Genomic DNA, 25519 nt, shown 5'->3' on the forward strand with positions numbered 1-25519 from the left:
CCTCTCATTGCGCCGGATCGAGTTCAAACCGGTCGGATTCCGCTGGCGTTCCATCCGAAACGAGGCTTCCGGGCGGGATATTTCCATTCGGAACCTCCGTTCTCGACCGTAGCGCCTGGGTCTGACCACTCGCGAACTCGGACGCCCGCTGCGGCGACATCGAAGACAAGTCGCTTTCCAGGCCGGACCGCGCCGTGTTGCTGAGACGGAGCGAATTCTCCGCTTTCTGCACGATATTCGGGTCTTTGCGGATCAGCTCCATGACGCCTTCATTTACCGGGTACGTCGGCACCGGCTTGCTTTGCAGATTCGGCTCGACATATGCGAGTGCATAAATTGAGGCTTTATGCAAATAAGCGTCCACGATTGCGCTCGACAGCGAGAGGATTTCCGCTTCGCCGAGCGTCACCGTCAACGTTTCGGCGCTCAGGGCCTTCACCTTCTTTTTGGACAGCAAAATATAATCCTGGCCGGTCGGAAATTGAATCCGGACGTCAATCACGTCATTTGCCTTCAATTGGCCGGGCAACTGGACGAAGGCCATTTCCCGCCAGCGCAAATCATCGGGGACCGGTTCTTCCTCGTAAAGCAGCGTTTCTGTCAGGGGCGTCAGTGACCGAAGCGATATTTTCGCGTATTTCCCTGATATTTCGACCTGCGATATCAAGAGATCCTCGGGCGCGCTGTCGGCCGGCAACTCCACCCGCTTCAGATCGTCCGCCCCGATCCGGTTGCCGGCGGGAATATCCCGGGTCGGCACCCATCCCTGAACCGTCCGCTGCTCCGCCTGACGGCGCAAGCCGGCCAGCCGGGCTTCATATTCCTGAACCATGGCGGCCCTGGCGGCGTGAACTTGTCTTTCCCGCACAACGGCAACCCCCGTGAACACCGCGCCTGCCGCCACAGCTCCGATGATTCCGGATAGAAGCAACTGTTTTGTTTTTTGCCTGAATCTTGGCATCGATCAGCCACATCCTTTCTACGTTTTGGATTTCACCAGGAACCCGAGGCCCGCCCGTTTGGGTTTGCTCAGCAGACTCTCGCAAACTTCCTGCAGCGCGGCGGACATCGGAGGCGCGGGATCAAACGGATTCGCATCCGCGGGAAGCCCGTACACGCCCTTGGTGTGAAGCCGTTTGCGGATCCGCCGCAAGCTGGCGGCCGAAGCGAACGGCACGCAAAATCTCCATGTTGGCGGAGTCTGAGCCTTACCGCCAACCGCTTCGGAGCAGCGCTCCAGCTCCTCGGCCTTCCACTCCGCCCCGGAGCCGACGATGATGGAGAGATCCGCGCGGCGGAATTCCTCCAGCAGCTCCTTGTCTCGGCCGGTGCCCAGGTCACAAACGACGCAACCGAAGCCTTCGGACAGCAAGGAGATGTAATCCGCGCGGGACGTTAATCGGGCATAGGTCACATGGCCGATGCGAAAACGTCTCCCCCCGCTCCTGTCCACAATGGGCGCTTCCTCCTCCAGGTGCCTGGCTAAACGGGAGAAGGCCGGGGACTTCGGATCCATCTCCACCACCGCGACCTTCTTGATGCTTCGGCCCAGCAAATGGGCCAGGGCGATGGCCGTATGGGTCGTCCCTGCGCCGGCCGAGGCGCCGACGAGACTGATCAAAACCGGGCGCCCGCTGTAATCGATGAAGCCGGCCCCCCGCTCCGGCGTTGCCGGATCCGAGAACCTCGCCCCGCCGGGTTGCCGCAGCAGCGAAACGAGAGCTTCGCTAACGTCCTCCGCCGAGGCGTAGCGGTCTTCGGGCCGAACCCGCAGCAGCCGGTCTACAATCGGCAGGATCCGCTCGCCCCCTTGTTCGCGCAGCGCCGCCGCTGCTTCGGACGTCCAGAGCGAATACCGTCCCCCCGTCCCCATATAAAGCAGAACGGCGCCCAAGGAATAAAGATCGGTCCGCGCGTCGCTTTGGCGTTCGCCGTATTGCTCCGGCGCAGCAAAGCCAACCGTCCCGAGCTGAACCGTATCTTCCGTTTTGTCGATCGAGAAGGTACGGGCAATACCGAAGTCCACGAACCGCAGCTCGCCTTTGTCGTCGACCAGCAAATTGGCCGGCTTGACGTCCCGATGGATGACCGGCGGATCATGCCGATGCAAATAGCGCAGCCCTTCGGCGATTTGAAGACCGAAGCGGACCAGCAGCTCCATCGGAATCCGTCCTTCCCTCGCCCGGATGAATTGGTCCAATCGAACTCCCTTGATATAATCCATGACGATATAGGAATAACCCTCCAGGTCCGGATCAATGAAGTCGACGATTCGCGGCAACCGATGATGATTCAGCGTGATCAGCAGCCTGACCTCCTTCGCGACGGTTACCGGTTCTCCGGGCGCGGTGAAACATTCCTTGACGGCCCAAAACTTCCCCGGCAGCTTCAGATCTTCAGCCAAATAAACCCGGCTCATGCCGCCTTGCCCGATCAATTGCTCGATCCGGTATCGTCCGGCCAACAATTCGCCCGCAGCGAGCTTGGGAACGAACCTTGCCATGACGCCTCCTTTCCTGAACGCAAAAAAAGGAAAGCCTCCTCGTCACATCTCGGCCGTTTGGCCAAGCGAAGTGACAAGGGATGCTTTCCCTATTGCGGTCATTGTATAATTTTGGAATCAGTATAGGACGGTTGGCGCCAAATGTAAAGCTCTTTTTTTCAAAACCATTAATTCATGCCATTAATACTTAATCATGTAGAGCGTGATTTCATCGCGGTTATGGAACAGCTGCTTCGCGCGCTGTACCTGAAGCCGCGCCTCCTGAAACAGGTCGGTGACCTCTTGGATCAAAGCCATCGGTTTCTTGGTCAGCAGCTTCACCGTTACGATCGCCGTTCCACCCGGAACCAGCGAATACAGCAGTTCCGTGACGAGTCTGGCCGTCAATTTCGGACTCCAGCTCATGTCGCAAACCAGCAGGTCGAATTGATGCTCCTTAAATTTAACACGGTTCGCATTCCGCTGCAAAAACGTCAACTTCGGCGAAGACAATAACGACGGGTGGAGTTTCGCCGTATCCACCGCGGTTACGCTTAAGCCGCGTTCCAGCAGGAACGAAGTCCAGCCGCCCGGCGCCGCGCCGATATCCAGCGCTTCGCGGAACGATGCGAACGGGATTCCGAAAGCCGCTTCGGCCTCCAGCAGCTTGAATTTCGCCCGGGAGATCTGCCCCTCCTCCTTGCGAAAGCGGATCGCGCCGCCGTTCCAATCGGAGAGGTTATCCTGCGGATGCGCCACTCCGGCATAAATCCGGTCTCGGCCCGCAAACACCGAAATGATCCAATCGGCATCCCGCACCACGAATTCCCCGACAGATACGTCCTGCAGTTCTTCCTGCAGGCGATCCTTCAGCTCCGGCGCCGTTCCGTCCCACAACCCGTCGTCCGATTTGCGCGCCTGCACGGCAATCTTGGCTCCGGGGAGGCGGAAATCCGCCATCAAATACTTCCGCAGCGGTTCAATCCAGTTCCCCGGCTCCACCTCCTCCGCTTCCCCGGAGCACCACTCCCAATCCACCAGGAAGGTATGCCGCAAAAAAATCGGCGGAGCCTGGCGCAGCCGTTGGTGCACATCTTCAGGCACCGCTTGCAGCGAAGCCGCAAAGACTTCGCCCGGCACGAGCATGGTGCTCTTCACGCTGCCGAACATCCGGCGCAGCTCCTCTTGGGCATAAGGCGCAAAGCCGTGATTGGCGGTACAAATCCATTTTGAATGGGGCGGCACTTTGCAATTCCGGGCAATTTCCTCCAGCCGCTCGAACGGGATCGGCCCGTAATGCAGCTGCACCTGCTCAGGCAAGCCCTGGTAGAGGATTTCGTACATGCTTTTTTTTCCGGAGATGCTGGAGGTGTGAAGATAAATTTCCCGCGGAAACAGCCCTTCCCGAACCATCGCGGCAGCCATATCCGTTCCCGTAGGTTCATCCGGCCCCATATCGTAATCCAGCGATAAAATGTCTACTTCCGTCAAACGGAGCAGCTCCAGACACTCCTCGACGGTGCGCGCTAACGTAAATCCCTGCGGACATCGACGAAAATCGTCCATATATACATGAATCAATAGTGTTCTTCCTTTCCCGCGGTATTTCACTCCAAGCGGAGCCCGGTTGTCTCTCTAGGCCTCCGCCCACCGTCTCACTCGCTCCATATCCTCTCTGTAGGTCCCATCTTCCCCGGTTTCGCTCTCAAAAATAAGCGGGGATTTGCGGATCGCGTCGATCTGCAGCAGCCGGCGAAAGCCGGCTTCGCCGATATGGCCCTGTCCGACTCTGGCGTGACGGTCTTTGCGCGATAATACCGGGTATTTTGAATCGTTCAAGTGGACGGCGCATAACCCGTCCCAATATCCGAGTTCCTTGGCTTTCGCCGCGAAGCTCTCGTCTTCTTCGCCCCGCCACATCCCCGCCGCAAAAGCGTGGCAAGTATCGAGGCAAAAGCCGATGCGCTGCGAATCCCGGCACAGGTTGCGGATCTGGACCAATTCCTCGATCGTCATCCCCATATCGCCGTGATCACCGGCCTGGTTTTCGATTAGCAGCTTTGCCGATCCTTTCCAGCCGGAAAGCACATCATTTATACATTGTATAATATTTTGATATCCTTGTAAGGGGTTTCCTGACTTAAATATGCCAAAATGAACAACGATCCCAACGGATCCGCACGCTTCGGCGATTTCCAGATCGTTGCGCAGCGAATCCACCACGCGTCCGTAAGCTCCCCCTTCGGCCTCCTTGCCAACGGCTAGATTACTGGGATAGGGCGTGTGTGCGATCGAAACCAAACCGTGCTCTTGGCACAGGGTTCGGCACTGCTCCGCATCCCGCGCATCAAAACGTTTCACCGCCAGGCTGCGCGGATTTTTCGGAAAATACTGATAAGCGCCGGCCCCCAGTTGCAGCGCGGTCTTGGCTGCACCGAAATAGCCGCCACGGATGCTTAAATGTCCCCCGACTTTTAGCTTAGCGGTCATGCTGGCACCCGGGGCTGTAAAACACTTTGCGCCCGTTCATTTGCGCTTTGACGATTTGATCGCCGCAGCGCGGACAGGTCTCTCCCTCCCGGTCGTACACCCGGCATGTTGCGTTCGCCCCCCCGGTCAGTTTATCGTCCCGGGTCAGCGGCATCTCCATATACCCGCCAGCCTCCGTCGCTTCAAGGAGCACGTCCCGCACCGCTTGGTACAGGCGGGAAAAATCCTCGTCGTTCAAATTTTGCAGCTTGACCATCGGCAGAAGCTCGGCGGCGAAGGCAATCTCGTCCGCGTAACAGTTGCCGATGCCGGCGATGACGTCCTGATTGACGAGCGTCGTCTTAAGGCTTCCCCGGCGCTTGCGCAGCAGTGTGGTAAACCGCTCTGCGTTCATCCGTCGGTCCAGCAGCTCCGGTCCCAGGTGCGCAAGCAGCTCCTCCGCTTCCTTAGCGCTGTGCAGATGCAAATAACCGAGACGCAGCCCGATGAAATACAGCACAAGGTTCTCTCCAAAGGCGATTTCAACCTGGGTGCTGCGGTCCGGGCGGTCCTCCTGGGAGCCCAGATAAAGCAGACCGCCCAGCATCAAGTGAAGCAGCAGTCTTTTTCCGTTATCCAGATGGAACAGCAGATGCTTGCCCCGGCGCTCGATGAAGATCACCTGTCTTCCCGTCAGTTCGCGGGCAAACTCCTCCGCCGGCAAATTCACCGATTTCTCCCGCCCAACGATCACCCCGGTTATCGGGAGATCCAAAATATGCTGCGATAGCTGTATTCGATAATTTTCCATCTCCGGCAATTCCGGCATGGTGCATCTTTCCCTTCATCCTGATAAGTTCGTTCATCCCATGAATCGTGGTTCGTTAACCGATTGATCCGCAGATCCGTTCCCTGACTTCCGCCAGGTCGCGGCACACCAGGTTGGCCTCTACACCGGAGGATTTCACGTAGTCCGGCAGGTTGTCGGACGTCGTGACGCCGGTCAGCGCCAGTATCGTGCCGCATCCGGCACCTACCCCTGCGGCGATGTCGGTATGGAGGTTATCCCCGATAACGGCCACTTCCGATGCCGCCAAACCAAGCCGCGCGATGGCGTAATCCATCAAAGGCGCAGCCGGCTTGCCGATCACCTCGGGCTTCACGCCCGATGCCGCCTGGATGGCCGCGGACAGCGCCCCCGCCCCCGGCATCAACCCCTCCTGCGAGGGCAGCAGCACGTCGGGATTGGTCAGTACATAACGGGCCCCGCCGCGAATCCAGCGGACAGCCCGGGTTAACGTTTCGTATGTAAATTGGCGGTAGATGCCCTGCACGACCACGTCCGGTTCTTCCTCGGTCAACTGCAGTCCGGCTTCGATCAGCGCCCGCGTAAGTCCGGCTTCGCCGATGGCCGCAACTTTACAGCCCGGCCGATCCTCGGCAATATACCTGGCCGCCGCAACGGCCGACGTACAGACCTCCTGCGCCCGGGCCGGTATGCCCATCGCCTCCAAATGCGCGGCGACCTCTGCGGGCGTCCGCGAGGAATTGTTGGTAACGAACAGAAAAGGAATCCGCTTTGCGCGTAAAGCGTTGATCAGTTCGTCCGCTCCGGGGATCATCTTAGGCCCATGATACAACGTGCCGTCCAAATCGATAAGAAAGGCCTTCCAACCCTTTGGCAAAATTCTCATTCCTTCCATTCAACCGTATCTATCATATTGTACCCAGGAAACCGGGGATCAGGCAAATTTTTCCGCCCGGATTCCGAGTTGATGTCACAAAAAAGCCCGAGCTCGCCGCACCCGCGTCGAACCACCGCGAACCATGAAAAAAAGGATCTTTTCCCCTTGCCAAACTTTGAAACGCCCTGTCATTTCCTGCGCTTTCCCGGAAAATAATTAGGATTTCCGGCCGCAGCGGCGCGCCACCGGGTAAAGCACATGCTCACGGGCCAACTGCGTATTCGGGAACACCGCCCGGGCCTCCTCCTGCATGCGCAACAGTTGATCGTCCGCTTTGTAGCGCGAGCTGAAATGGGTCAGCAGAAGCTGCTGCACCCCGGCATCCTTAGCGGCTTCCGCCGCCTGTCTGGCCGTACTGTGATGATAGTCGCGCGCGGTTTTGGCCAGTTCATGCATAAAGGTTGACTCATGCACAAGCATATCGGCGTTCTGGGCCAAGGTGAACACGGATTCGCACGGACGCGTATCGCCGAGGATCGTCACGATCCGCCCGGCTTTAGGTTCTCCCAGCACATCCTTGGCATGCAGCGTCTCCCCGTTCGGCGCGACCACGCTTTCGCCGCGTTTGAGCTTGCCGTACAGCGGGCCCGGACGGATGCCGCAGCGCTCCAGCACGGCGGCGTCCAGCTTGCCGGGCAGATCTTTTTCGATCACCCGGTAGCCGTAACTGTCGATCCGGTGCTCCAGCAGCGCCGCTTCGACCCGAAACGAATCGTCCTCAAATAGGACTCCGCCCTCATGCTCCACGATCTCCAGCTTATAGTTAATCCGCGATTCGCTCAGCGATAGCGACGTCTCTATGAATTTCTTCAGGCCTTTCGGACCGTAAACGACCAAGGGTGTGTCCCCGCCCTGGTAGGCACGGCTTGAAATCAGCCCCGGCAGGCCAAATAGATGGTCCCCATGCAAATGGGTGATAAAGATGGATTCCAGTTTGCTTAATTTCAGCGGCGAACGCAGGATCTGATGCTGGGTGCCCTCGCCGCAATCGAACAGCCAAAGCGAACGGCGCTCCTCCAGCAGACGCAAGGCCACCGAGGTCACGTTCCGTTCCAAGGACGGAACTCCCGCGTTCGTCCCCAAAAAATATAGTTCCATGCCTTTTCTTCCTTTACGCTAAAATGGTTCGCAACACATACAGATTGCCAAAACCCTCCGAAGTTCGGAGGGTTTTCCAAGGAGCTTCTTTACGGGATCAACTCCCCGCTTTGTCCACGTTGAAATATTGCGCTTCCGGGTGAGCGAAGACCATCGCCGAGACGGAAGCCTCCGGCTCCATCATGAAGCCTTCCGTTAAGGTGATGCCGATGTCCTCCGGCTGCATCAGGTCGAACAGCAGTTGCTGATCTTCGAGATCCGGGCAGGCCGGGTAGCCAAACGACACGCGAATCCCTTGATAACGCGCTCCATGACGCTGTTTCATCGTCATATTCGCCGGGTCCGGGAACCCCCAGGTATCCCGCATGATATGGTGCACCCGCTCCGCCAGCGCTTCCGCCAGCTCCAGGGCTACCGCCTGCAGCACATGGGAGCGCAGATAGTCGCCCTGTTCCTTCCACTTCTCGGACAAATCCCGCACGCCTTGACCGGCCGTGACTACCAGGAAGCCGACGTAATCCATTTGCCCGCTGTCCACGGATTTCAAGAAATCCGCCAAGCACAGGTGAGGCTCGACCTTTTGACGGGGGAAGCTGAACCGCTTCAGCACTTTGCCGGGCTCGGACAGATCATAAATCAGGATATCATTGCCGGACGACTGCGCCGGGAAGAACCGGTACATGGCCTGCGTGCGGATGATGCCGTCCGTGACCGCCTCAAGGAGGATTTGGTCGACGGTCTCCTTCAACTGCACCGCCTTCGCTTCGCCTGCCGCCAACTGCTGTTCCACCGAACCGCGTAGTCCGAGATGATGTCCGAGCAGCATTTGCATATTGATATAAGGCGTAATATGACCGATCGGATAATCGCGAAGCACATGCCGCTCCAGATCTGGCGGAAGATATACCGGCGCATCCGCCGAAATCTTGGACCGCTCCACGCGGGTCAGCTCCGGCAGCGGTTCGGCCACGGCGACGGCCCGGTCAGTTTCTTTTTCGACTTCCATTTCAAGGCGCATTTGCTCTCGGGCGGCCGGATCCATCAACTTGTTGGCCAAATCGAGCCCGTCCATCGCGTCCTTGGCGTAAACGACCATGCCGGCGTATTCCGGCCGGATCCGCGTTTTGGTAAATTTACGGGTTAATGCGGCGCCGCCCACGAGAATCGGGACGTCGATACCGGCGTTCCGCAAGTCCTGCGCCGTCGTCACCATTTGCTGCGCCGATTTCACGAGCAGGCCGGATAAACCGATCGCGTCCGCCTTCTCTTCCCGATACGCTTCGATAATGCGCTCCGGTGGTACTTTTATGCCCAAATTGACGATCCGGTAACCGTTGTTGGACAGAATGATCTCGACCAGGTTTTTGCCGATATCGTGGACGTCGCCCTTCACGGTGGCCAGCAATATTTTACCTTTGACACTGGTTTCGTTCTTCTCCATAAACGGTTCCAGATACGCCACCGAAGCCTTCATCACCTCGGCGCTTTGCAGCACCTCGGCAACGATCAGTTCATTGTTGTTGAACAACCGGCCGACCTCTTCCATGCCCGCCATCAACGGCCCGTTAATGACTTCCAGCGCGGTATATTTCTTGAGCGCCTCTTCCAGATCGGGGATCAGCCCTTCCTTCGTGCCTTCCACTACATATGAGGCCAAACGTTCCTCGAGCGTAAGTTGAGTGGATTTCTGGACCTTCTCCACCTTCTTGTTGCGGAAGGCGGCTACAAAAGAGGCCAACGTCTCGTCGTTGGTATGATAGATGAGTTGTTCGGCCAAGCGGCGCTCCTCATCCGGAATTTTCGCGTATCGCTCCAGCTTCTCCGTGTTAACGATGGCGTAATCCAGTCCCGCTTTGGTGCATTCGTACAAGAACACCGAGTTCAATACTTCCCGCCCGGCTTCCGGCAGACCAAACGACACGTTGCTGATCCCCAGCACGGTATGAACTTTCGGCAGCGCCTCTTTGATCAGGCGGATGCCTTCGATCGTTTCCTTGGCCGAGCCGATATACTGCTCATCCCCGGTACCGACGGGAAACACGAGCGGATCGAAAATGATATCCTCCGATTGGAGCCCATATTTATGAACGAGCAGTTCATGCGAACGTTTGGCGACTTCAAGTTTGTCTTCCCGCGTAATCGCCTGCCCGCGTTCATCGATGGTTCCGACGACCACGGCCGCACCGTACTTATGGATCAGCGGGGTTACGCGCTCGAACTTCTCTTCGCCGTCCTCCAGATTAATGGAGTTAATGATCGATTTGCCTTGACAGTATTGAAGCGCCAAATCCAGCACCTTGGGGTCGGTCGTATCGATCATCAGCGGCACCTTGACTTTCTTGACGACCAGCTCAAGGAACTTCTTGATATCCTCCGCTTCATCGCGGTCCGGGTCCTGCACGCATACGTCGACAACTTGCGCCCCGTTCTTCACCTGTGCGCGGGCAATTTCCGAAGCTTCCTCGTATTTGCCTTCGACAATCAAACGTTTAAATTTTCGCGAACCCAGAACGTTCGTTCGCTCCCCGACCAAATAAGGTCGGTTGGCCGATTCGATATAGACCGGCTCGATCCCGGAAAGTGCCGGCAGATGGCTGCCGGACAACTCGCGTGGCCGATAATTCTTCAGCGTGTTCGCTAACGCGGCGATATGGGCGGGCGTTGTACCGCAGCAGCCGCCGGCGATATTCAGCCAGCCCTGCTCGGCGAAAGCGGACATTTTCTGGGCGAGCGAATCCGGGGACTCGTGGTAAATGCCGTTCTCGTCCGGCAGCCCCGCGTTGGGGTGACAGCTGACCGCGGCTTGCGCGAGTCCCGACAAGGTACGGATATGATCGCGCATGAACTCCGGTCCGGTCGCGCAGTTAAGCCCGATGGAGATCGGAGTTAAATGCTCCAGCGATATATAAAAGGCTTCGATATTTTGACCCGCCAACGTCGTGCCCATCGGCTCGATCGTGCCGGAGATCATCAGCGGCAGCGTAATCCCCGTGTCCGCAAAAGCCAGTTTAATCCCAATGCTCCCCGCCTTTACGTTCAGCGTATCCTGTGAGGTTTCCAGCATCAGCGCATCGACTCCGGCCTCGATCAACGCCGCAGCTTGCTCCGCATAGCTGGTCGTTAATTCATCGAACGTTACGCCGCCGGTAACGGACAACGTTTTGGTCGTTGGTCCCAGGACACCCACCACGTAACGGGGCTGTTCCGGGGTGCTGTATTTTTCCGCAGCTTCGATCGCCAGCTTGGCCGCAGCCCAATTGATCTCGCGCGCCATTTGCGGAATATCGTATTCAGCCAGCACGACGGAGGTCGCGCCAAACGTATTCGTTTCGATCAAATCGGCACCCGCAGCGAGATACTTCTCGTGGATGCCGCGAATCACATCCGGACGGGTGAGCACGAGCATTTCGTTGCAGCCGTCCAGCTCATCGCCGCCGAAGTCGGCCGGAGACAGGTCTTCCTGCTGAATCATGGTGCCCATGGCGCCATCGAGGATCAATATTCGTTCTTTCATTCTTTCGAGCAGGCTTGGTTTACTCATGATCATGTCCCTCCCGTAAAACGTTACGTTTTAGTTTAACAGAATAAAGCGTTGAAGAAAAGAGAGATTGGCCAATTCCCTCGCGCTTTATGCTCAAGATAAGAAAGTGTTATCCTATCGATCATATCGGAATTAAAAACCGAACGAATCTGTTCCCACTCTTTTAAATAATTCGGAAATTTCTTCAACAAAAAAAGCCGCTCCCCGGTTCGGGATACAGCGGCTTATCTTCCGGTTTGCCGGCAGGCCGGCTTACTCCACCGTAAATTGCTTCGAGGGCATGGAGTGCTGATCGCGTGCGGTGACATGGGAGATCACTTCATAGGTGCCCGGTACTTTGAACGAATGCTCCAGCACATAAGTGCCGTTCCCGGCGCTCTTCACTTTCACCTGGTTGTGTTTGGCCTCATCGTCCGCCGTATTCCAAAATTCGAACATGACTTCCTTCGCATCGTCCACGTTCTCGCCGCGGTGGGTCACTTTCGCGGTAAACGTCACCGGTTCCCCGGCTTGGACAGCGGACGGCGTCACCTCAAGTTCAACTTGAATCGGCTCCAGCGGCGTGTCTGTCCGGGCAGCCGTCGATGCGCCGCGACCGCATCCGGCGACGACGAACAACACCAGCACGACGGCCAGCAGCCCTGCCTTCCCCTTGTTTCGCATGCAGATTCCCCTCCTTCCGCGGCGGATGCGCGGCCTTCAGACAGCTAGGGTTTATGCCAGTTTGTCCAGGAGGCCGTGCAATTCGGATAAATGCTTGATTTCATAATCCGGCACGATTTCGCCGGTCAGCGGTTTGCCGTCCCGATTAATCCAGACCGCCGTCATGCCGACACTGCGCGCGCCCTTGATATCCGTCGTCAGCTTGTCGCCGACCATGATCCCCTCATTCGGTTCGATCGCCAGTAATTCCAGCGCATGGCGGAAAATGGACGGATCCGGTTTGCCCTTGCCGAAATTTCCGGAGATCACCACCTCGTCAAAATACGGCGCCAACTCCGGCACGCCGTCCAGTTTCTCCTGCTGCAGCGCCGGACAACCGTTCGTCAGCAGCAGCAGCTTCACCTTCCCCTTCAGTTCCTTGAGAACCTGAAACGTCTCCTCGTAAACGTGAGGACGAGAGCGGCGTTCACGTCCGAACTGTTCCGCCAATCCGCCGGCCAGTTCCTCGTCGTCCACGCCAAGCGCAAGCAGTCCGCGCCGCCAGGATTCCTTGCGATAAACCGGAGCCAACTGCTCCAACTGGCGGAACTCCGGTTGTTCCCCGGCGGAGAACGTTGCCCATAACCCCTCGAACGGATTGATTCCGATCATCGTCGTGAATGGATAAGTCTCATAAGATTCATACAACCCCCGGGCTTCCCGGCGCACCGCTTCCTCTAGCTGTTCGGGGTTTAGTCCTGCCGTCTTGGCCGCGCTTTCGCAGGTCGCCGCGAAAGCTTCTCTTACGCTCCGCTCATCCCAGAGCAGCGTGTCGTCCAAGTCAAAACATACCGCTTTGATCGTCATTCTCCCAGCCCTCTCCGTTCGATTTCCTGATTATTCCTTCTCCAGCTTCACATGATGGGTGTTGGCGTACATCTCCAGCCGCGCGGCCATCGCTCCCGTGTCGAAACGGTTGCGGGTCCGGTAAAACACCCATTTCGGTTCCCGGGTCTTCGGTTCGATCACAATCTTGTTCCGGCTAACCTTGATTTTGCTGATATTGCCGGCATCCAACATCCGATCGCGGTTAAATTTCGAGGTGTGCAACCCGCTTTTGCTGATGCGCAAATAAGGCTTGCGCAGAAAAATGATCAGCGCCAGCAGCATATACAAAAAGATCGTTGCCCAATACAACACCGAGTTCACTTCCGCGGGATTGCCGATGATCCCTACGCTGGCATACAGAAGCGCCAACAAAAACAAAGCCGCAGGCAAAATGAAGTTGCGTCCTTTGAACACTTCGCCTTCTCCGCTAGCCCCAAGCGATGATCGCGAGTTTCGGGTCCCCTGCCCCACGTTAGGGCCCTTACCTTTCTTGTTCATTCTTAATTGATTACGCTCTACTTTACGGTCAAACGAACCCATACCCGTTCCTCCCTATTTATCTACAATCTCGATCGACTCGAGCTGTTGCCGAAAATTCCTGCGAACGTTTTGCAGATACGTTTCCCGGAGCTGGGCCCTTTCCAATAGCTCGTCCTGCGATAATCCTTCCTCTTTCGCTTTACGGGCCAGCTCGTTAATCCGCTTAACCAACGCATCGATGTCCATAAGTTCCTCCCGCTTCTTTATATACTATGCGTCCTATGAAGTCACACAGGGCATTAATTCTTACTTTGACATGAGAAAAAGAGCTTGTCAAGGCGACGACGGCCCCGTCCACAAGCTCTTGTTCTTCTCTATAAAAATTGCGCGAATCCAGCTCTACGGTTTGCTTGGCAGCATCAGCGTATCCCCGGCCTGAATCGAGCTGGTTGTCAGCCCGTTGACTCGAATCAGCTTCTGAACGTAGACTCTCGTATCTTGACCTTGCGGCTTGTTCTCTACGGCGATTTCCCACAGCGTATCGCCAGGCATAACCACCACGTATTCCGCCGGGGCCTCCGCTTCGGAACTATCGACGGACGCCGCAAAGGCCTGTACCACGCCGGTGCAAGTGACGCTGAGGATGACAAGAAGCAGGGCGATTTTGGACAATCTGCTCTTCAGGAATGCGCTCATATGTGATCTTCTTTCCACGGGACGACGAAAAGAAGGCTGTTCGTAGATGCTTTGATAAGAACTATACTTCAACATTTCACCATCACTCCAAACAAGTGTTCTGTTTCCTGTATTTAATATAACACGAACATTTGTTTGATTCAATAGTTTTTCGAACGGTTGTTCCTATTTTTTTGATTTGTTCTGCCGCGAGCCGTTTCTTTTTAGAACTAATGTTTGTACGAACGACAGTTCTGTGTTATAATTTTTCCAAACGTTACTAAATGGGGTTGATCCGTCATGTCAAAGGTATCGAGCCGGCAGCAAGCCATTCTTGAATTTATCCGCAACGAAGTGCGCGCCAAAGGGTATCCGCCTTCCGTGCGGGAGATTGGAGAAGCCGTCGGATTGGCGTCCAGTTCCACCGTTCACGGCCATCTGGACCGCCTGGAGAAGAAAGGGTTCATCCGCCGCGACCCGACCAAGCCGCGCGCCATCGAACTGCTGGGCCAAGAAGAGTCGGAGAATTACAATTTGTTCGCACATAGCGTTGCCCGCGTTCCCGTTGTCGGGAAGGTAACCGCAGGCATGCCGATCACGGCGACGGAGAATATTGAAGATTATTTTCCGCTGCCCGAGCACTACGCCGCTGACGGCGAAATATTCATGCTTTCCGTGGTTGGCGACAGCATGATCGAAGCCGGAATACATAGCGGGGATTATGTAATCGTCCGCCAACAACAGACGGCCAACAACGGAGATATCGTTGTGGCCATGACGGAGGATGACGAGGCGACGGTCAAGACGTTCTACAAAGAGAAAGACCATGTTCGCCTGCAGCCGGAGAATTCGACGATGGAACCGCTTCGTTTGAAGCATGTCACCATCCTGGGCAAAGTTATCGGTCTGTTCCGCGACTTGCACTAATTTCGAACCTCTCCTCGTTTACGCAGCACCATACCAAACAGGACGAAGCGACCGAATGACGTCGGCTTCGTCCTGTTTGCATTGGCCCCCTTCTCTTCCGACGCGCTTCTTAGTCCCATTCGAGATCCAGGAAGTTCATCGGATTGTACCCCGTTTTTTCGCGGCGACCGCGCGTTCTCCAGCCGAACCCGGTACGTTCCGCAATCCACCACTGCTTCAGTCGGTATCGGCGGCGTTGATATCTTTTGAGCTCGGTCACGATCATGAGTCTCATCCTCCTTTTTATTCATCTATAAGATGTCCCATTCCGAGCAAATCATGGCATCCGAATTGAAAGCCAAAATAATCCATTCCGGTTCCGAACGAAAAAAAGCCGCAGACCTGGAAGGGATTCCAGCATTCTGCGGCTTTTCGGTACGAGATTTTAGTACAAGGTCATGTATTGATCGCGTTCCCATTGGTGAACTTGGGTACGGAAGATGTCCCATTCGATTTCTTTCAATTCATAGAAGTGCGTCAACGCATGATCCCCCAGCGCTTCGCTGATGATTTCGCTGCGCAGCAATTCGCCCAACGCTTCCTTCAAGTCGGCCGGAAGGCTTGGAATCCCTTCTTCTACCCGTTCTTCTTCGGACATCACATAGATGTTGCGGTCCACCGGCTCAACGAGCGGCAGCTCCTTCTTAATTCCGTCCAGGCCGGCTTTCAGCATCACGGCCAAGGCCAAGTAAGGATTAGCGGCCGGATCCGGGTTGCGCACTTCGACGCGTGTACTGAGTCCGCGGGATGCCGGAATCCGGATCATCGGGCTGCGGTTGCTCGAAGACCAAGCGACATAACAAGGGGCTTCATACCCAGGAACGAGGCGTTTGTAAGAGTTCACCGTTGGGTTCGTAATCGCCGCAAAAGCGCGGGCATGCTTCAGAATGCCAGCCATATAGTGGCGCGCTTCTTTGCTCAGGCCCAATTCGTCGCTTTCATCATAAAATGCGTTCACTTTGCCTTTGAACAGCGATTGGTGGCAATGCATTCCGGAACCGTTCACGCCGAACAGCGGCTTCGGCATAAACGTGGCATGCAGCCCATGCTGACGGGCGATCGTTTTGACGACCAGTTTAAAGGTTTGGATTTGGTCGGCGGCCTTAACCGCATTAGCGTATTTAAAGTCGATTTCGTGTTGACCCGGAGCCACTTCGTGGTGAGAAGCTTCGATTTCAAAGCCCATTTCTTCCAGCGTCAATACGATTTCGCGGCGGCAGTTCTCGCCCAGATCCGTCGGAGCCAAGTCGAAGTATCCGCCTTGGTCGTTCAGCTCGGTTGTAGGGTTGCCCTTCTCGTCGGTTTTGAACAGGAAGAACTCCGGTTCCGGTCCGACGTTCATCGAGGTATAGCCCATCTCTTCGGCTTCCTTGAGCGCGCGCTTTAGAATCCCGCGCGGGTCGCCCGCAAACGGCGTGCCGTCAGGCATGTACACGTCGCAGATCAGACGAGCTACACGATCCTCGGTAACCCAAGGGAAAATGACCCATGTGTCAAGATCCGGGAAGAGATACATGTCGGATTCCTCGATACGAACATATCCTTCAATGGAAGAGCCGTCAAACATCATCTTGTTATCCAGCGCTTTCTCCAATTGACTGACCGGAATTTCCACGTTCTTAATCGTCCCCAGCAAATCCGTGAACTGCAAACGGATAAAACGCACGTTCTCTTCCTTGGCGATACGCAAAATGTCTTCTTTGGTGTAACTCACCTTAATCTCTCCCAACGTTTAAATTATTTTTTGAAAAACCGGGATAGTTCGCCTTGGATCAAAGAAACTTGACCCGGCTTGTTGCTCCCTGTAACCAATTGTTGCTTCAACATGCGGTAGAGCTGAGAATCCGTCATTTCTTTGCGTTTCTCTTCCGTGTCTTTCGTAATGACGGTCGCTTCTTGCGATTCCCGGGTCATCGGGTTCATCACTTGCTTGATACCTGCGATATTGACGCCCTTGTCGATGAGCCCTTTGATTTCTAGCAAGCGCTCCACATCATTAAAGGAAAACATGCGTTGGTTGCCTGACGTACGGGCAGGCACGATCAATTCGTGCTGCTCGTAATATCTGATTTGTCTTGCTGTTAAATCCGTCAGTTTCATCACGATACCAATTGGAAACAAGGCCATATTTCTGCGAATTTCGTCACTCATCGCTCTCAACCTTCCAGTTAGATTCTCATGACCTTATCATATGTGAGTTATCCTAACATGTCAATAGATATGTTAGGATAACTCACAACAAGTTGCGGTCCTTCATGGTCTGGAGCGCGGTGAGAAGGCCGAATTTGACATGGGAATACGTCAAGCCGCCTTGCATATACGCAATGTACGGGGCGCGTATCGGAGCATCGGCAGACAGCTCCAGACTCCCGCCTTGAATAAACGTCCCGGCCGCCATGATGACCGGATGTTCATACCCCGGCATATCCCATGCCTCGGGCACGACATGACCGTCTACGGCGGCTGCCCGCTGAATGCCCTGCACAAATGCAATTAGCTGCTCCGGGGCGCTGAAGGCGATCGCCTGGATCAGATCGGTGCGCGGATCTTGCCAGCCCGGCCGGCTTTGGAATCCGGCCCGTTCAAACAAGGCAGCCGCCAGGATGCTGCCTTTAACGGCTTGTCCCACAATGGTCGGCGCCAAAAACAGGCCTTGATAGATTCCCCGGGTTGTCCCCAACATCGCCCCGACTTCACCGCCGATCCCCGGGGCGGTCAAGCGGTAGGACGCCAATTTGACCAGTTCTTGCCGCCCGCAGATATATCCCCCTGTTTCGGCCAAGCCGCCGCCCGGATTTTTGATCAGTGATCCGGCGATCAGGTCGGCTCCGACCTCCGTCGGTTCCCGTTCTTCGGTAAACTCCCCGTAGCAGTTGTCCACGAAGACGATCAGATTCGGACGGATTTCTTTAATCCGACGAACCATCTCGCCGATTCGTTCAACGGTGAAGGAGTCTCTCCAGTCGTAACCGCGGGAGCGCTGGATCGCGATCACTTTAGTCCTGTCGGTAATGGTTGCTCGCACCGCCTCCCAATCGACCGTTCCATCGGCCAGCAGCGCCGTTTCGCTGTACGTGATACCAAAATCCTGCAGCGAGCCGCTGCCGTCCCCCGGGGTTCCTATTACTTTATGTAGTGTATCATATGGACGCCCCGTGATATAGAGCAGTTCGTCCCCGGGACGCAAGACCCCGAACAGCGCCGTGGCGATCGTATGCGTACCGGAAGCGAAATGCGGCCGTACCAGCGCGGCTTCCGCTCCGAATACGTCCGCATATACCAGATCCAACACTTCGCGGCCGCGGTCGTTGTAGGCGTAACCCGTCGAACCCGCAAAATGGTAGTCGCTGACTTGGTGGCGTTGAAAAGCTTCAATCACCTTCCACTGGTTGTGATCGACGATCCGGTCGATCTCCCGAAACCGGCTTTCCGCTTGCCGTTCGGCGGCTTCCAGCCAATGTACGATTTCCTCCGAAAATTCTGCCATCGTTACGTTATCTCTCCCTTAATCCATGCCATCGTTTGTCGTGTCTTCAGCTTTGGGAACCTGCTTGGGAATCGCAAAAGGAGCGAGACGACCGCCGTACCTATCAAAATCCGCCGGGTTCACGTCGATTTCGTAAATCATGACATCCTCGTCCATCCGCTTGTCCACTACTTCTCCCACCCGATACAGTACAGGGGTGAGATCCCCTCGTTCCGCAGGAATCCGGAACGTTAGGGTCCCGCCGGACAACTTGCGCTGTACGACGGCAAGAATCGCTGCCAGGTCCCTTTTGTCAAACGCGGAAATCTTCAAGTACCCCTCGCCCGTCGGCAGCATTTGCAGCCGTTCCGGCGGGCAGATATCCTTCTTGTTGAACAACACGATCTGAGGCTTTCCCCCGGCCCCCAGATCGTTCAGAATCCGGTTGACGACTTCCACTTGATCTTCCCGCATCGGCGATGAGGCGTCAACAACATGCAAAATCAGGTCCGCCTCGTTGACTTCTTCCAGCGTGGCACGGAAGGCAGCAACCAACTCATGCGGCAAATTTTGAATGAACCCGACCGTGTCGGTCAGCACCACTTCCCTCCCGCCCGGGAGCGGAAGCAGCCGAGTCGTCGGATCCAGCGTGGCGAACAGCTGGTTCTCCACAAATACGTCGGCCGAAGTCAACGCCTTAAGCAGCGTCGATTTACCGGCATTGGTGTAACCGACAAGGGCGATTTGCACGACGCCGGTTTCCTTCCGGCGTGCCCGATGCAACCGCCGGTGCCGCGTTACTTGCTCCAACTGACGTTTCAGCTCGCCAATCCGCCGGCGAATATGGCGGCGATCGGTTTCCAACTGGCTTTCCCCCGGCCCCCGCGTCCCGATGCCGCCGCCAAGGCGGGACAGGTTCTTGCCGTGCCCGGACAAACGCGGGAGCAAATACGTCAACTGCGCCAATTCCACTTGGATAATGCCTTCCCGCGTTTTGGCCCGCTGCGCGAAAATATCGAGGATCAGCTGAGTTCGATCAATGATTTTGACGTCCAGCATTTCTTCCAGATTGCGCACCTGGGCACCGGACATCTCCTGATCGAAAATCGCCGTGTTCGCTCCCCGTTGCCGGATGATCTCGCGGAGCTCCATCACTTTCCCTTTCCCGATAAACCAGCGAGGATCGGGTTTATCGCGATTTTGCACGAGGGATTCGGCGACCTCGACCCCGGCCGTCTCGGCCAGTTGCACCAGTTCGGCCAGGGAATATTCGGGATCGATTCCGCTTTGCTTCGTCTCCGACGTAACCAAGCTGACCAATACGGCTACGTCCGGGCGGTGGGTAGTAGTTTCATGTAACTGCAACCTCGGCATCATCACAACTCCTTAAAGGAAATCAAAAAAAGAGGCGGCCGTCACGTTTTTTTGGCGTCGAGCTTCAAGTCTTCGGTTCGGATGGTCATCAGCTCAAGCTTGCCCGGCGAGCCCCCGCCGTATTGATTCAGCAGACGCACGGCCTGTTGCCTCACCGATCGTTCAATCACGTTGCGGACATAACGGGCATTGCTGAACACCTGCTCGCTTTCGCATTTTTCCCGCAGCAAGTGCTGCTTTAATTTGAGTATCGCCTGCGGCATCAAGATATAATCCCGTTCTTTCGCCATCCCTTCGGCAATCTGTATCAACTGGTCGATCGAGTAGTCCGGAAAATCCATCTGAATCGGAAAGCGGGAGGGCAGCCCCGGATTGGTCGACAGAAAAAAATCCATCTCGTCCGAGTATCCGGCCAGAATCAGGATAAATTGATTTTTATGGTCCTCCATCGCTTTAACCAGTGTATCGATCGCTTCTTTGCCGAAGTCTTTCTCGCCTCCGCGCGCCAAGCTGTATGCCTCATCGATGAACAAAATACCGCCGAGCGCTTTTTTCACCAAATCGCGCGTCTTCTGAGCCGTATGACCGATGTATTCGCCGACCAGATCGGCCCGCTCGACTTCGATCAAATGCCCTTTGCTCAGCACGCCCATGCGCTGAAACATTTTGGCGACGATTCGCGCTACCGTGGTTTTTCCGGTCCCCGGATTGCCCTTGAACACCATGTGATAGACCTGCGCCCCGGATAACAATCCCGCCTCCGAGCGCATCGAGGCGATTTGCAAAAGCGCATATATCTCGTACATCAACTCTTTAATATGATCCAAGCCGATCAGGTGATCCAGTTCCTTTTGGATTTCGGCAAAAAGCCCCTGCTGCGGCAAACCTTTCGCCGTGGCTTGAGGTTCGCTGTCGGCAATCGCCTGCGAGACGACAGGCGGCTCGGTGTTGCGGAGAATCACGTTGATCTGACGCGACGGTCTCTCATCGGAAGAGCCGTTTCTGGCCATAACACGCCCAGACATAGGAAATCACCTCTTTATAAAGGTAGGGCTGAGAGGAAGTTCACAAAGCCAACTTGTTGAACACACATCTAAATGTATTCTCTCTCCCTGTCCGTTATTAGAAGTTTTGTCATCCTTTCAGGCCGACGGCCAGTCCCAGTTGATCAAGCTTCCATTTCGAATACGCCAAAATTTCCCGGAACGTGTTCGGGAACGGCTTTAGCACCTTGGATTTGGTTAACGAAAGCCGAGGTTTCTCGTAATCCAACGCTTTGGCAATTTCCAACGCGCGGTTTCCGTGATAGGTATGCGTTACGATCACGGCCGACGTAACCCCTCGCTCCTTCATCATCTCCTGGCTGAACTTGAGATTCTCATAGGTGCTGGTCGCCTTGTTTTCTAAGAGCATTTTGTCCCGTGGAACTCCGTGTTTCTCCAGATAATTCGCCATGCCCTCCGCTTCGGTGTATTTCGAACCTGGCGTATCCAATCCTCCGGTCAACAGAAATAGTTTGAATCTCCCCTCTTCATAATCCTTGAGACTTTGTTCTAAGCGCTCGCGAAGTCCCGGACTGGGCTCGTCCCCCCACAAGGCCGCCCCGAGGACGATCCCGACTTCGGCCGGTTGGCCGAATGCCGGGTTGGCAGCGGGATTCCGCTCCACGCTGCCGATTTGAGCCAGCACGAATAACGTCCAACCTACCCCGAGCAGAACGAACACGATTCCCCAGCGAAAGATCCGCTTCCTGCCCCTGCCTTTTCGCTTATTCCGAGCCTTCCCTAAAATAGGACTGTCGTTTGGTTTGGCATAACGCATCGTTCATCCCCCCGGTTGATTCGGCTCCGAAGTCATAAACCCGTTCCGGTAATGATCCAGGGACAAGCGGAAGTAGGGGAAACGCCGTTCCTTAATATCATGAAGCAATTGCTGGGCCGTCTCCGTAGCCAGATCATAGTCTTTGACCGATATGAGGCCTTTCGTTAACGCTTCGTCAAGTTCGTCTTCATCCAACAAATACACTTCACGGTTTTTCAGCACGACGATATCGAGATACAAATCGTCAAACCAAGGGACTCCCTGGTCGGTTACCCCTTGCGTCTTGCAAATATCGATATACCATTCCACGATTTCGCCTTGATCATCAAACATCGCCGTAACGACGTAATGAGCTCCTTTGGGATAGTACTGCAGCCAGGTGTAGCCCTTGTCGGCAATCCGGAAGGTGTGTCCCCCATAGGTTTTCCATAACGGATCACGCAAGGCGAAAATGCTGTACAGCGTGACGTATCCCGTAAAATCGTCGTTCTCCACAAACTTCGATTTGAATTGACGATGGGTTACACGGCGCCAATTCGCGCGGTCTCCGAATTTTCGCTTCATAAATAAGTTCCCTTTCAACACAATGTACTCTCAGCTTACCATATTTGAAAGAGAGTCACAAAAACCATTTTCAACAGAAAAACCAACCCTCACCTGCGTATCGCGCAGGGTGAGGGTTGGTTTGCCAAAAATGCTTCGTTGCCGGCATATCCGGTTTATCCGCCGATTCCCGAGGTTCCCTCCGTTGTACCCGCCGGAACATCGGTACCGCCGGTTTCGTCCCCGCCGTTGTCCGGAGGAACGATCACACCTCCTCCGTCATCATCCATGGGGGGCAGCTCCGGATCGTTACCGCTACCGCTTCCCCCATTGCTATTGCCATTACCGTTCCCGTTCTGACTTCCGTTTCCGTTGCCATTGCCATTATTGCCGTTACCATTGCCATGACCGTTGCCGCTTCCGCCCCCGTTTTGGCCGTTTCCGTTGCCTTCACCGTTGCCTGGCGGCGTATCTTGGCTGCCGTCACCGCCGCCGCTCGGAAGGTTCGGATCGACCGTTGTCCCCGGATTCGAACCCGGCGGTTCTTCGCCAAGCGGCGGCTCCACGCTGTCGATCAACACCTGAGCGTTGTTGGAAGGCTTGCTTTCCACCGCGTTGACCGGATCATAGGCCGTAACGTAGTATACGTATCCGGTTCCCGGAGTAACGCTGATATCTTCCGCCTCCGTCGTAACGGAATCCATGATATGAGTGAAGTCCGTTTCCGAAGCCTCGCGGCGGTAGATGTGGTAAACCGCATCGCCGGTTTCAACGCCGGTCCACCCTAGCGATACCGCTCCGGTATCCGGATTGTACGCGGCGGTTAAGCCTGTTGGAGCGGCCGTTTCCGTTTGTTCCTCGGGTTCCTCCTGCTGCAAGTTCTTCGGAACCGGGAAAGACTTCTCCGGCACGCCCTTCAACGCTTCTTTCATGACGGCGGCGAATAAGGCCGCCGTCTGGCCGCTGCTGCCGTTCAGCAGGTGATTCTTATCGGGTTTGTCATATCCCATCCAGACGGCGCCGGTCCATTCCGGCGTATAGCCGACAAACCAGACGTCGCGGTTTTTGCTGCTTTTCAGCCCGGGGATCCCGTGTTGCGTTGTCCCCGTTTTGCCCGCAACCGGACGGTCCAGCTTCGCCCGTTTCCCGGTGCCGTCATTGACGACGTTCTGCATCATCGTCGTCATGTAATAGGCCGTTTGTTCGCTGATGACCCGCTTCGGCTTCGGTGCGTTGTATTTGTATTTCTCCACGCCGTCGTGGTCGACGATCGATTTGATCGAGTACGGCGGGTTATACGAACCGCCATTGGCGAATACGCTGAACGCTCCGGCCATCTCCAGCGTGTTCGTGCCGTAAGTCAAGCCGCCCAGCGCAATGGCCAGGTTGCGATCGTTCTTATCCATCTTGATGCCCATCGCTTCGGCATATTTGACGCCGGTACCTACGCCAATCTCATTCAACAACCAGACAGCCGGGATATTCTCCGATTTCGTCAAGGCGTCGGTCAGGTTGATCGTTTTGGAATACCCGTGCAGGTTGGTCGGGCAGTATTTGCCGAAGCATTGCTTCTCATTGCTGATCTGCGAGTTCGGCGTGAATTTGCCGGACTCCAGGGCCGGGGCATACGACACGATCGGCTTGAACGCCGAGCCCGGTTGACGGCGGCTGTCCAGCCGGCTGAAGCCTTTACGCTGGTAATCCCGGCCGCCGAGCAAGGCGATCAGGCTGCCGTTCTCATGGTTCATGATGACCATGGAGGCCTGCACCTGCTGGTCATCCTTGCTTTTCTCGAAGAAATCGTCGTTTTCGAACGCATTCTCCAGCGCCTTTTGCGCCTTGGCGTCCATCGTCGTGTAGATTTTGTAGCCGCCGCGATTCAATTCGTCTTCGGTCAACCCGAATTTCTCCTCGGCTTCCTCCACGACATAATCCTTGAAGGCAAGATAACTTTGATTTTTCACCGGCGGCTCATAATCGTAGTCTACCGCCTTGGCCTCGTCCCGCTGCTCCGCCGTGATGTACCCCTCCTGAAACATCAGGTCGAGCACGACCGCGCGCCGTTCCTTGGACAACTCGGGATTCTTCAGCGGATTGTATCGGGACGGCGCTTTCGGCATGGCCGCCAGTGTCGCGATCTCCCAGACATCCAGTTGATTCAGATCGCTTTTGCCGAAATAGCGGATCGATGCCGCCTTAATGCCGTAAACCGTGCCGCCGAAAGAAATCCGGTTCAAATACAACGTCAGGATTTCATCCTTCGTCTTATGGCGTTCCAACGCCATGGCGATCGACATCTCGGTCGCTTTGCGGAAAAACGTTTTGTCGGCGCTTAGGAAAATGTTCTTGGCGAGCTGCTGCGTAATCGTACTGCCGCCCTCCACCAGGGAACGGGCCACGATATCCTTAACGGCCGCCCGGCCGATCGACCACAAATCAACCCCGTTGTGCTCGAAAAACCGTTTGTCTTCGGTTGCAACGAAAGCTTGCTTGAGCAGCTCCGGAATCTGGTCCGAATCCACGGGTTCGCTTTTATCGATGGACAGTTCGCCCATCAACACCCCGGTGCGGTCATACACCTTTGTCGTCTCATATACCATCAGCTTGTCCTCGTTCTCCACGAGGATTTTCTCGCCGCTGACCGTGATGTACATATAGCCGGCAATTGCGCAAAATATCGCGAAAGCAATCGTAAAAAATGAAGTCCATAACACGCGTTTGGCCGTCAGCTTTCTCTTTTTGCTCGCTTTCGGCGCTTTTCCCTTTTTGTCCGACTTGCCGCTTCTCTGCAGCCTTGACGGGCTTTTGCTAGACATGGTTTGTTCTGACTCCCTTCCTGCCGGTCTGCTTTGCAAGGTTGTTCCAAAGTCATCGTACAGTGTTATCATATCACCGCGCGAGCGTCGGTTCGATACGGATTCGATGACGCGAGAGTGATTTTTGGAACATTCCCTTGCCTGAACGGATCAATCATCCTTAAGCGCCCGGCTTAAAAGTGCCCGGAAAGAAAAGAACAACCTTGGTTCAGGTTGCTCCGTTCTTATCCTATACTCTTAACGTATTGAAATGCAAAAAGTTTCAGCCTGATTTAATCCTCGTTTTGTGATTCCTGCATGAGCGATACATTCCGCTGTGGCTGGAATGTTGAGATTGCGTGCTTGTACACCATCTGCTGGCGGCCGTCGCTATCGATGACGATCGTGAAATTATCGAATGCCTTAATCGTCCCTCTGATCTGAAAGCCGTTCGTTAAAAAGACGGTGACCGGAATGCTCTCTTTCCGTAATTGGTTCAAAAATGTATCCTGGATGTTAATGGTCTTATTCATA

Annotated in this window: 24 protein-coding genes; 1 reads left to right on the top strand and 23 read right to left on the bottom strand. The window is 55.5% G+C overall.

Translation table 11 applies throughout. The features are described from left to right. Positions 1 to 4 precede the first annotated feature (4 nt). The 13 genes from ACZF99_RS13125 to ACZF99_RS13185 form a co-directional block, all read right to left on the bottom strand. On the bottom strand, positions 5 to 961 hold the full coding sequence (locus ACZF99_RS13125) for an SAF domain-containing protein (protein ID WP_483605496.1): 957 nt from the start codon (positions 959 to 961) through the stop codon (positions 5 to 7). 18 nt (positions 962 to 979) lie between these two features. After that, positions 980 to 2503 (bottom strand): protein kinase domain-containing protein, encoded by a 1524-nt coding sequence (locus tag ACZF99_RS13130; RefSeq protein WP_483605498.1) that lies wholly within the window; start codon positions 2501 to 2503, stop codon positions 980 to 982. 180 nt (positions 2504 to 2683) lie between these two features. Further along, positions 2684 to 4063 (bottom strand): cyclic-phosphate processing receiver domain-containing protein, encoded by a 1380-nt coding sequence (locus tag ACZF99_RS13135; RefSeq protein WP_483605499.1) that lies wholly within the window; start codon positions 4061 to 4063, stop codon positions 2684 to 2686. 54 nt (positions 4064 to 4117) lie between these two features. Beyond that, positions 4118 to 4972, bottom strand: a complete 855-nt coding sequence (locus tag ACZF99_RS13140; protein WP_483605501.1) for a deoxyribonuclease IV — start codon at positions 4970 to 4972, stop codon at positions 4118 to 4120. Continuing rightward, the gene (locus tag ACZF99_RS13145) at positions 4962 to 5780 is read right to left on the bottom strand and encodes an Fpg/Nei family DNA glycosylase (RefSeq protein WP_483605503.1); all 819 of its coding nucleotides are present in this window, start codon (positions 5778 to 5780) and stop codon (positions 4962 to 4964) included. Before ACZF99_RS13145 ends, ACZF99_RS13140 begins: the two co-directional genes overlap by 11 nt. A 55-nt stretch (positions 5781 to 5835) precedes the next feature. Then, the gene (locus tag ACZF99_RS13150; RefSeq protein ID WP_483605504.1) at positions 5836 to 6654 is read right to left on the bottom strand and encodes an HAD-IIA family hydrolase; all 819 of its coding nucleotides are present in this window, start codon (positions 6652 to 6654) and stop codon (positions 5836 to 5838) included. 198 nt (positions 6655 to 6852) lie between these two features. Beyond that, on the bottom strand, positions 6853 to 7794 hold the full coding sequence (gene rnz, locus ACZF99_RS13155; protein ID WP_483605505.1) for a ribonuclease Z: 942 nt from the start codon (positions 7792 to 7794) through the stop codon (positions 6853 to 6855). Between the two features lie 97 nt (positions 7795 to 7891). Beyond that, complete coding sequence (gene metH / locus ACZF99_RS13160; protein ID WP_483605507.1) at positions 7892 to 11335, bottom strand: methionine synthase; 3444 nt, start codon at positions 11333 to 11335, stop codon at positions 7892 to 7894. 252 nt (positions 11336 to 11587) lie between these two features. Beyond that, the gene (locus ACZF99_RS13165; protein WP_483605508.1) at positions 11588 to 11998 is read right to left on the bottom strand and encodes a FixH family protein; all 411 of its coding nucleotides are present in this window, start codon (positions 11996 to 11998) and stop codon (positions 11588 to 11590) included. A 51-nt stretch (positions 11999 to 12049) separates the two neighbouring features. Further along, on the bottom strand, positions 12050 to 12844 hold the full coding sequence (locus ACZF99_RS13170) for an HAD family hydrolase (protein WP_483605509.1): 795 nt from the start codon (positions 12842 to 12844) through the stop codon (positions 12050 to 12052). 30 nt (positions 12845 to 12874) lie between these two features. Next, complete coding sequence (locus ACZF99_RS13175; RefSeq protein ID WP_483605510.1) at positions 12875 to 13405, bottom strand: hypothetical protein; 531 nt, start codon at positions 13403 to 13405, stop codon at positions 12875 to 12877. Positions 13406 to 13417: 12 nt separating this feature from the next. Then, positions 13418 to 13591: a DUF896 domain-containing protein gene (locus tag ACZF99_RS13180; protein WP_442420262.1), complete on the bottom strand. Its 174-nt coding sequence runs from the start codon at positions 13589 to 13591 to the stop codon at positions 13418 to 13420. Between the two features lie 153 nt (positions 13592 to 13744). Continuing rightward, the gene (locus ACZF99_RS13185) at positions 13745 to 14116 is read right to left on the bottom strand and encodes a LysM peptidoglycan-binding domain-containing protein (protein WP_483605511.1); all 372 of its coding nucleotides are present in this window, start codon (positions 14114 to 14116) and stop codon (positions 13745 to 13747) included. A 204-nt stretch (positions 14117 to 14320) separates the two neighbouring features. Between ACZF99_RS13185 and lexA the strand changes: the two genes are divergently transcribed. After that, positions 14321 to 14947, top strand: coding sequence for a transcriptional repressor LexA (lexA, locus tag ACZF99_RS13190; protein ID WP_483605512.1), 627 nt, complete (start codon positions 14321 to 14323; stop codon positions 14945 to 14947). Between the two features lie 109 nt (positions 14948 to 15056). Here lexA and ACZF99_RS13195 read toward each other — a convergent pair whose 3' ends face one another. The 10 genes from ACZF99_RS13195 to hfq all read right to left on the bottom strand — a co-directional run bounded on the left by ACZF99_RS13195 (position 15057) and on the right by hfq (position 25518). After that, entirely contained in the window at positions 15057 to 15212 is a 156-nt protein-coding gene (locus tag ACZF99_RS13195; protein WP_483605514.1) for a hypothetical protein, read from the bottom strand. 159 nt (positions 15213 to 15371) lie between these two features. Next, positions 15372 to 16700 carry a type I glutamate--ammonia ligase gene (glnA, locus tag ACZF99_RS13200; protein ID WP_483605516.1) on the bottom strand — a complete coding sequence of 443 codons (1329 nt, stop codon included), beginning with the start codon at positions 16698 to 16700 and terminating at the stop codon, positions 15372 to 15374. Positions 16701 to 16723: 23 nt separating this feature from the next. Further along, a complete protein-coding gene (locus tag ACZF99_RS13205; protein ID WP_430704110.1) occupies positions 16724 to 17137 on the bottom strand; it encodes a MerR family transcriptional regulator in 414 nt (137 codons plus the stop codon). Between the two features lie 82 nt (positions 17138 to 17219). Further along, positions 17220 to 18473, bottom strand: a complete 1254-nt coding sequence (locus ACZF99_RS13210; RefSeq protein ID WP_483605517.1) for a methionine gamma-lyase family protein — start codon at positions 18471 to 18473, stop codon at positions 17220 to 17222. An 18-nt stretch (positions 18474 to 18491) separates the two neighbouring features. Beyond that, positions 18492 to 19826 (bottom strand): GTPase HflX, encoded by a 1335-nt coding sequence (gene hflX, locus ACZF99_RS13215; protein WP_483605518.1) that lies wholly within the window; start codon positions 19824 to 19826, stop codon positions 18492 to 18494. Between the two features lie 41 nt (positions 19827 to 19867). Continuing rightward, positions 19868 to 20851: an AAA family ATPase gene (locus tag ACZF99_RS13220; RefSeq protein WP_483605520.1), complete on the bottom strand. Its 984-nt coding sequence runs from the start codon at positions 20849 to 20851 to the stop codon at positions 19868 to 19870. Positions 20852 to 20960: 109 nt separating this feature from the next. Continuing rightward, entirely contained in the window at positions 20961 to 21647 is a 687-nt protein-coding gene (locus ACZF99_RS13225) for a YdcF family protein (RefSeq protein ID WP_483605521.1), read from the bottom strand. A 3-nt stretch (positions 21648 to 21650) separates the two neighbouring features. Continuing rightward, positions 21651 to 22211, bottom strand: a complete 561-nt coding sequence (locus ACZF99_RS13230) for a ribonuclease FAU-1 family protein (RefSeq protein WP_483605523.1) — start codon at positions 22209 to 22211, stop codon at positions 21651 to 21653. 155 nt (positions 22212 to 22366) lie between these two features. Continuing rightward, entirely contained in the window at positions 22367 to 25006 is a 2640-nt protein-coding gene (locus ACZF99_RS13235; RefSeq protein ID WP_483605524.1) for a transglycosylase domain-containing protein, read from the bottom strand. A gap of 272 nt (positions 25007 to 25278) precedes the next feature. After that, the gene (gene hfq, locus ACZF99_RS13240) at positions 25279 to 25518 is read right to left on the bottom strand and encodes an RNA chaperone Hfq (protein WP_016312028.1); all 240 of its coding nucleotides are present in this window, start codon (positions 25516 to 25518) and stop codon (positions 25279 to 25281) included. Position 25519: the final 1 nt, after the last annotated feature.

This window comes from Paenibacillus sp. JL3B1040 (assembly GCF_057063165.1).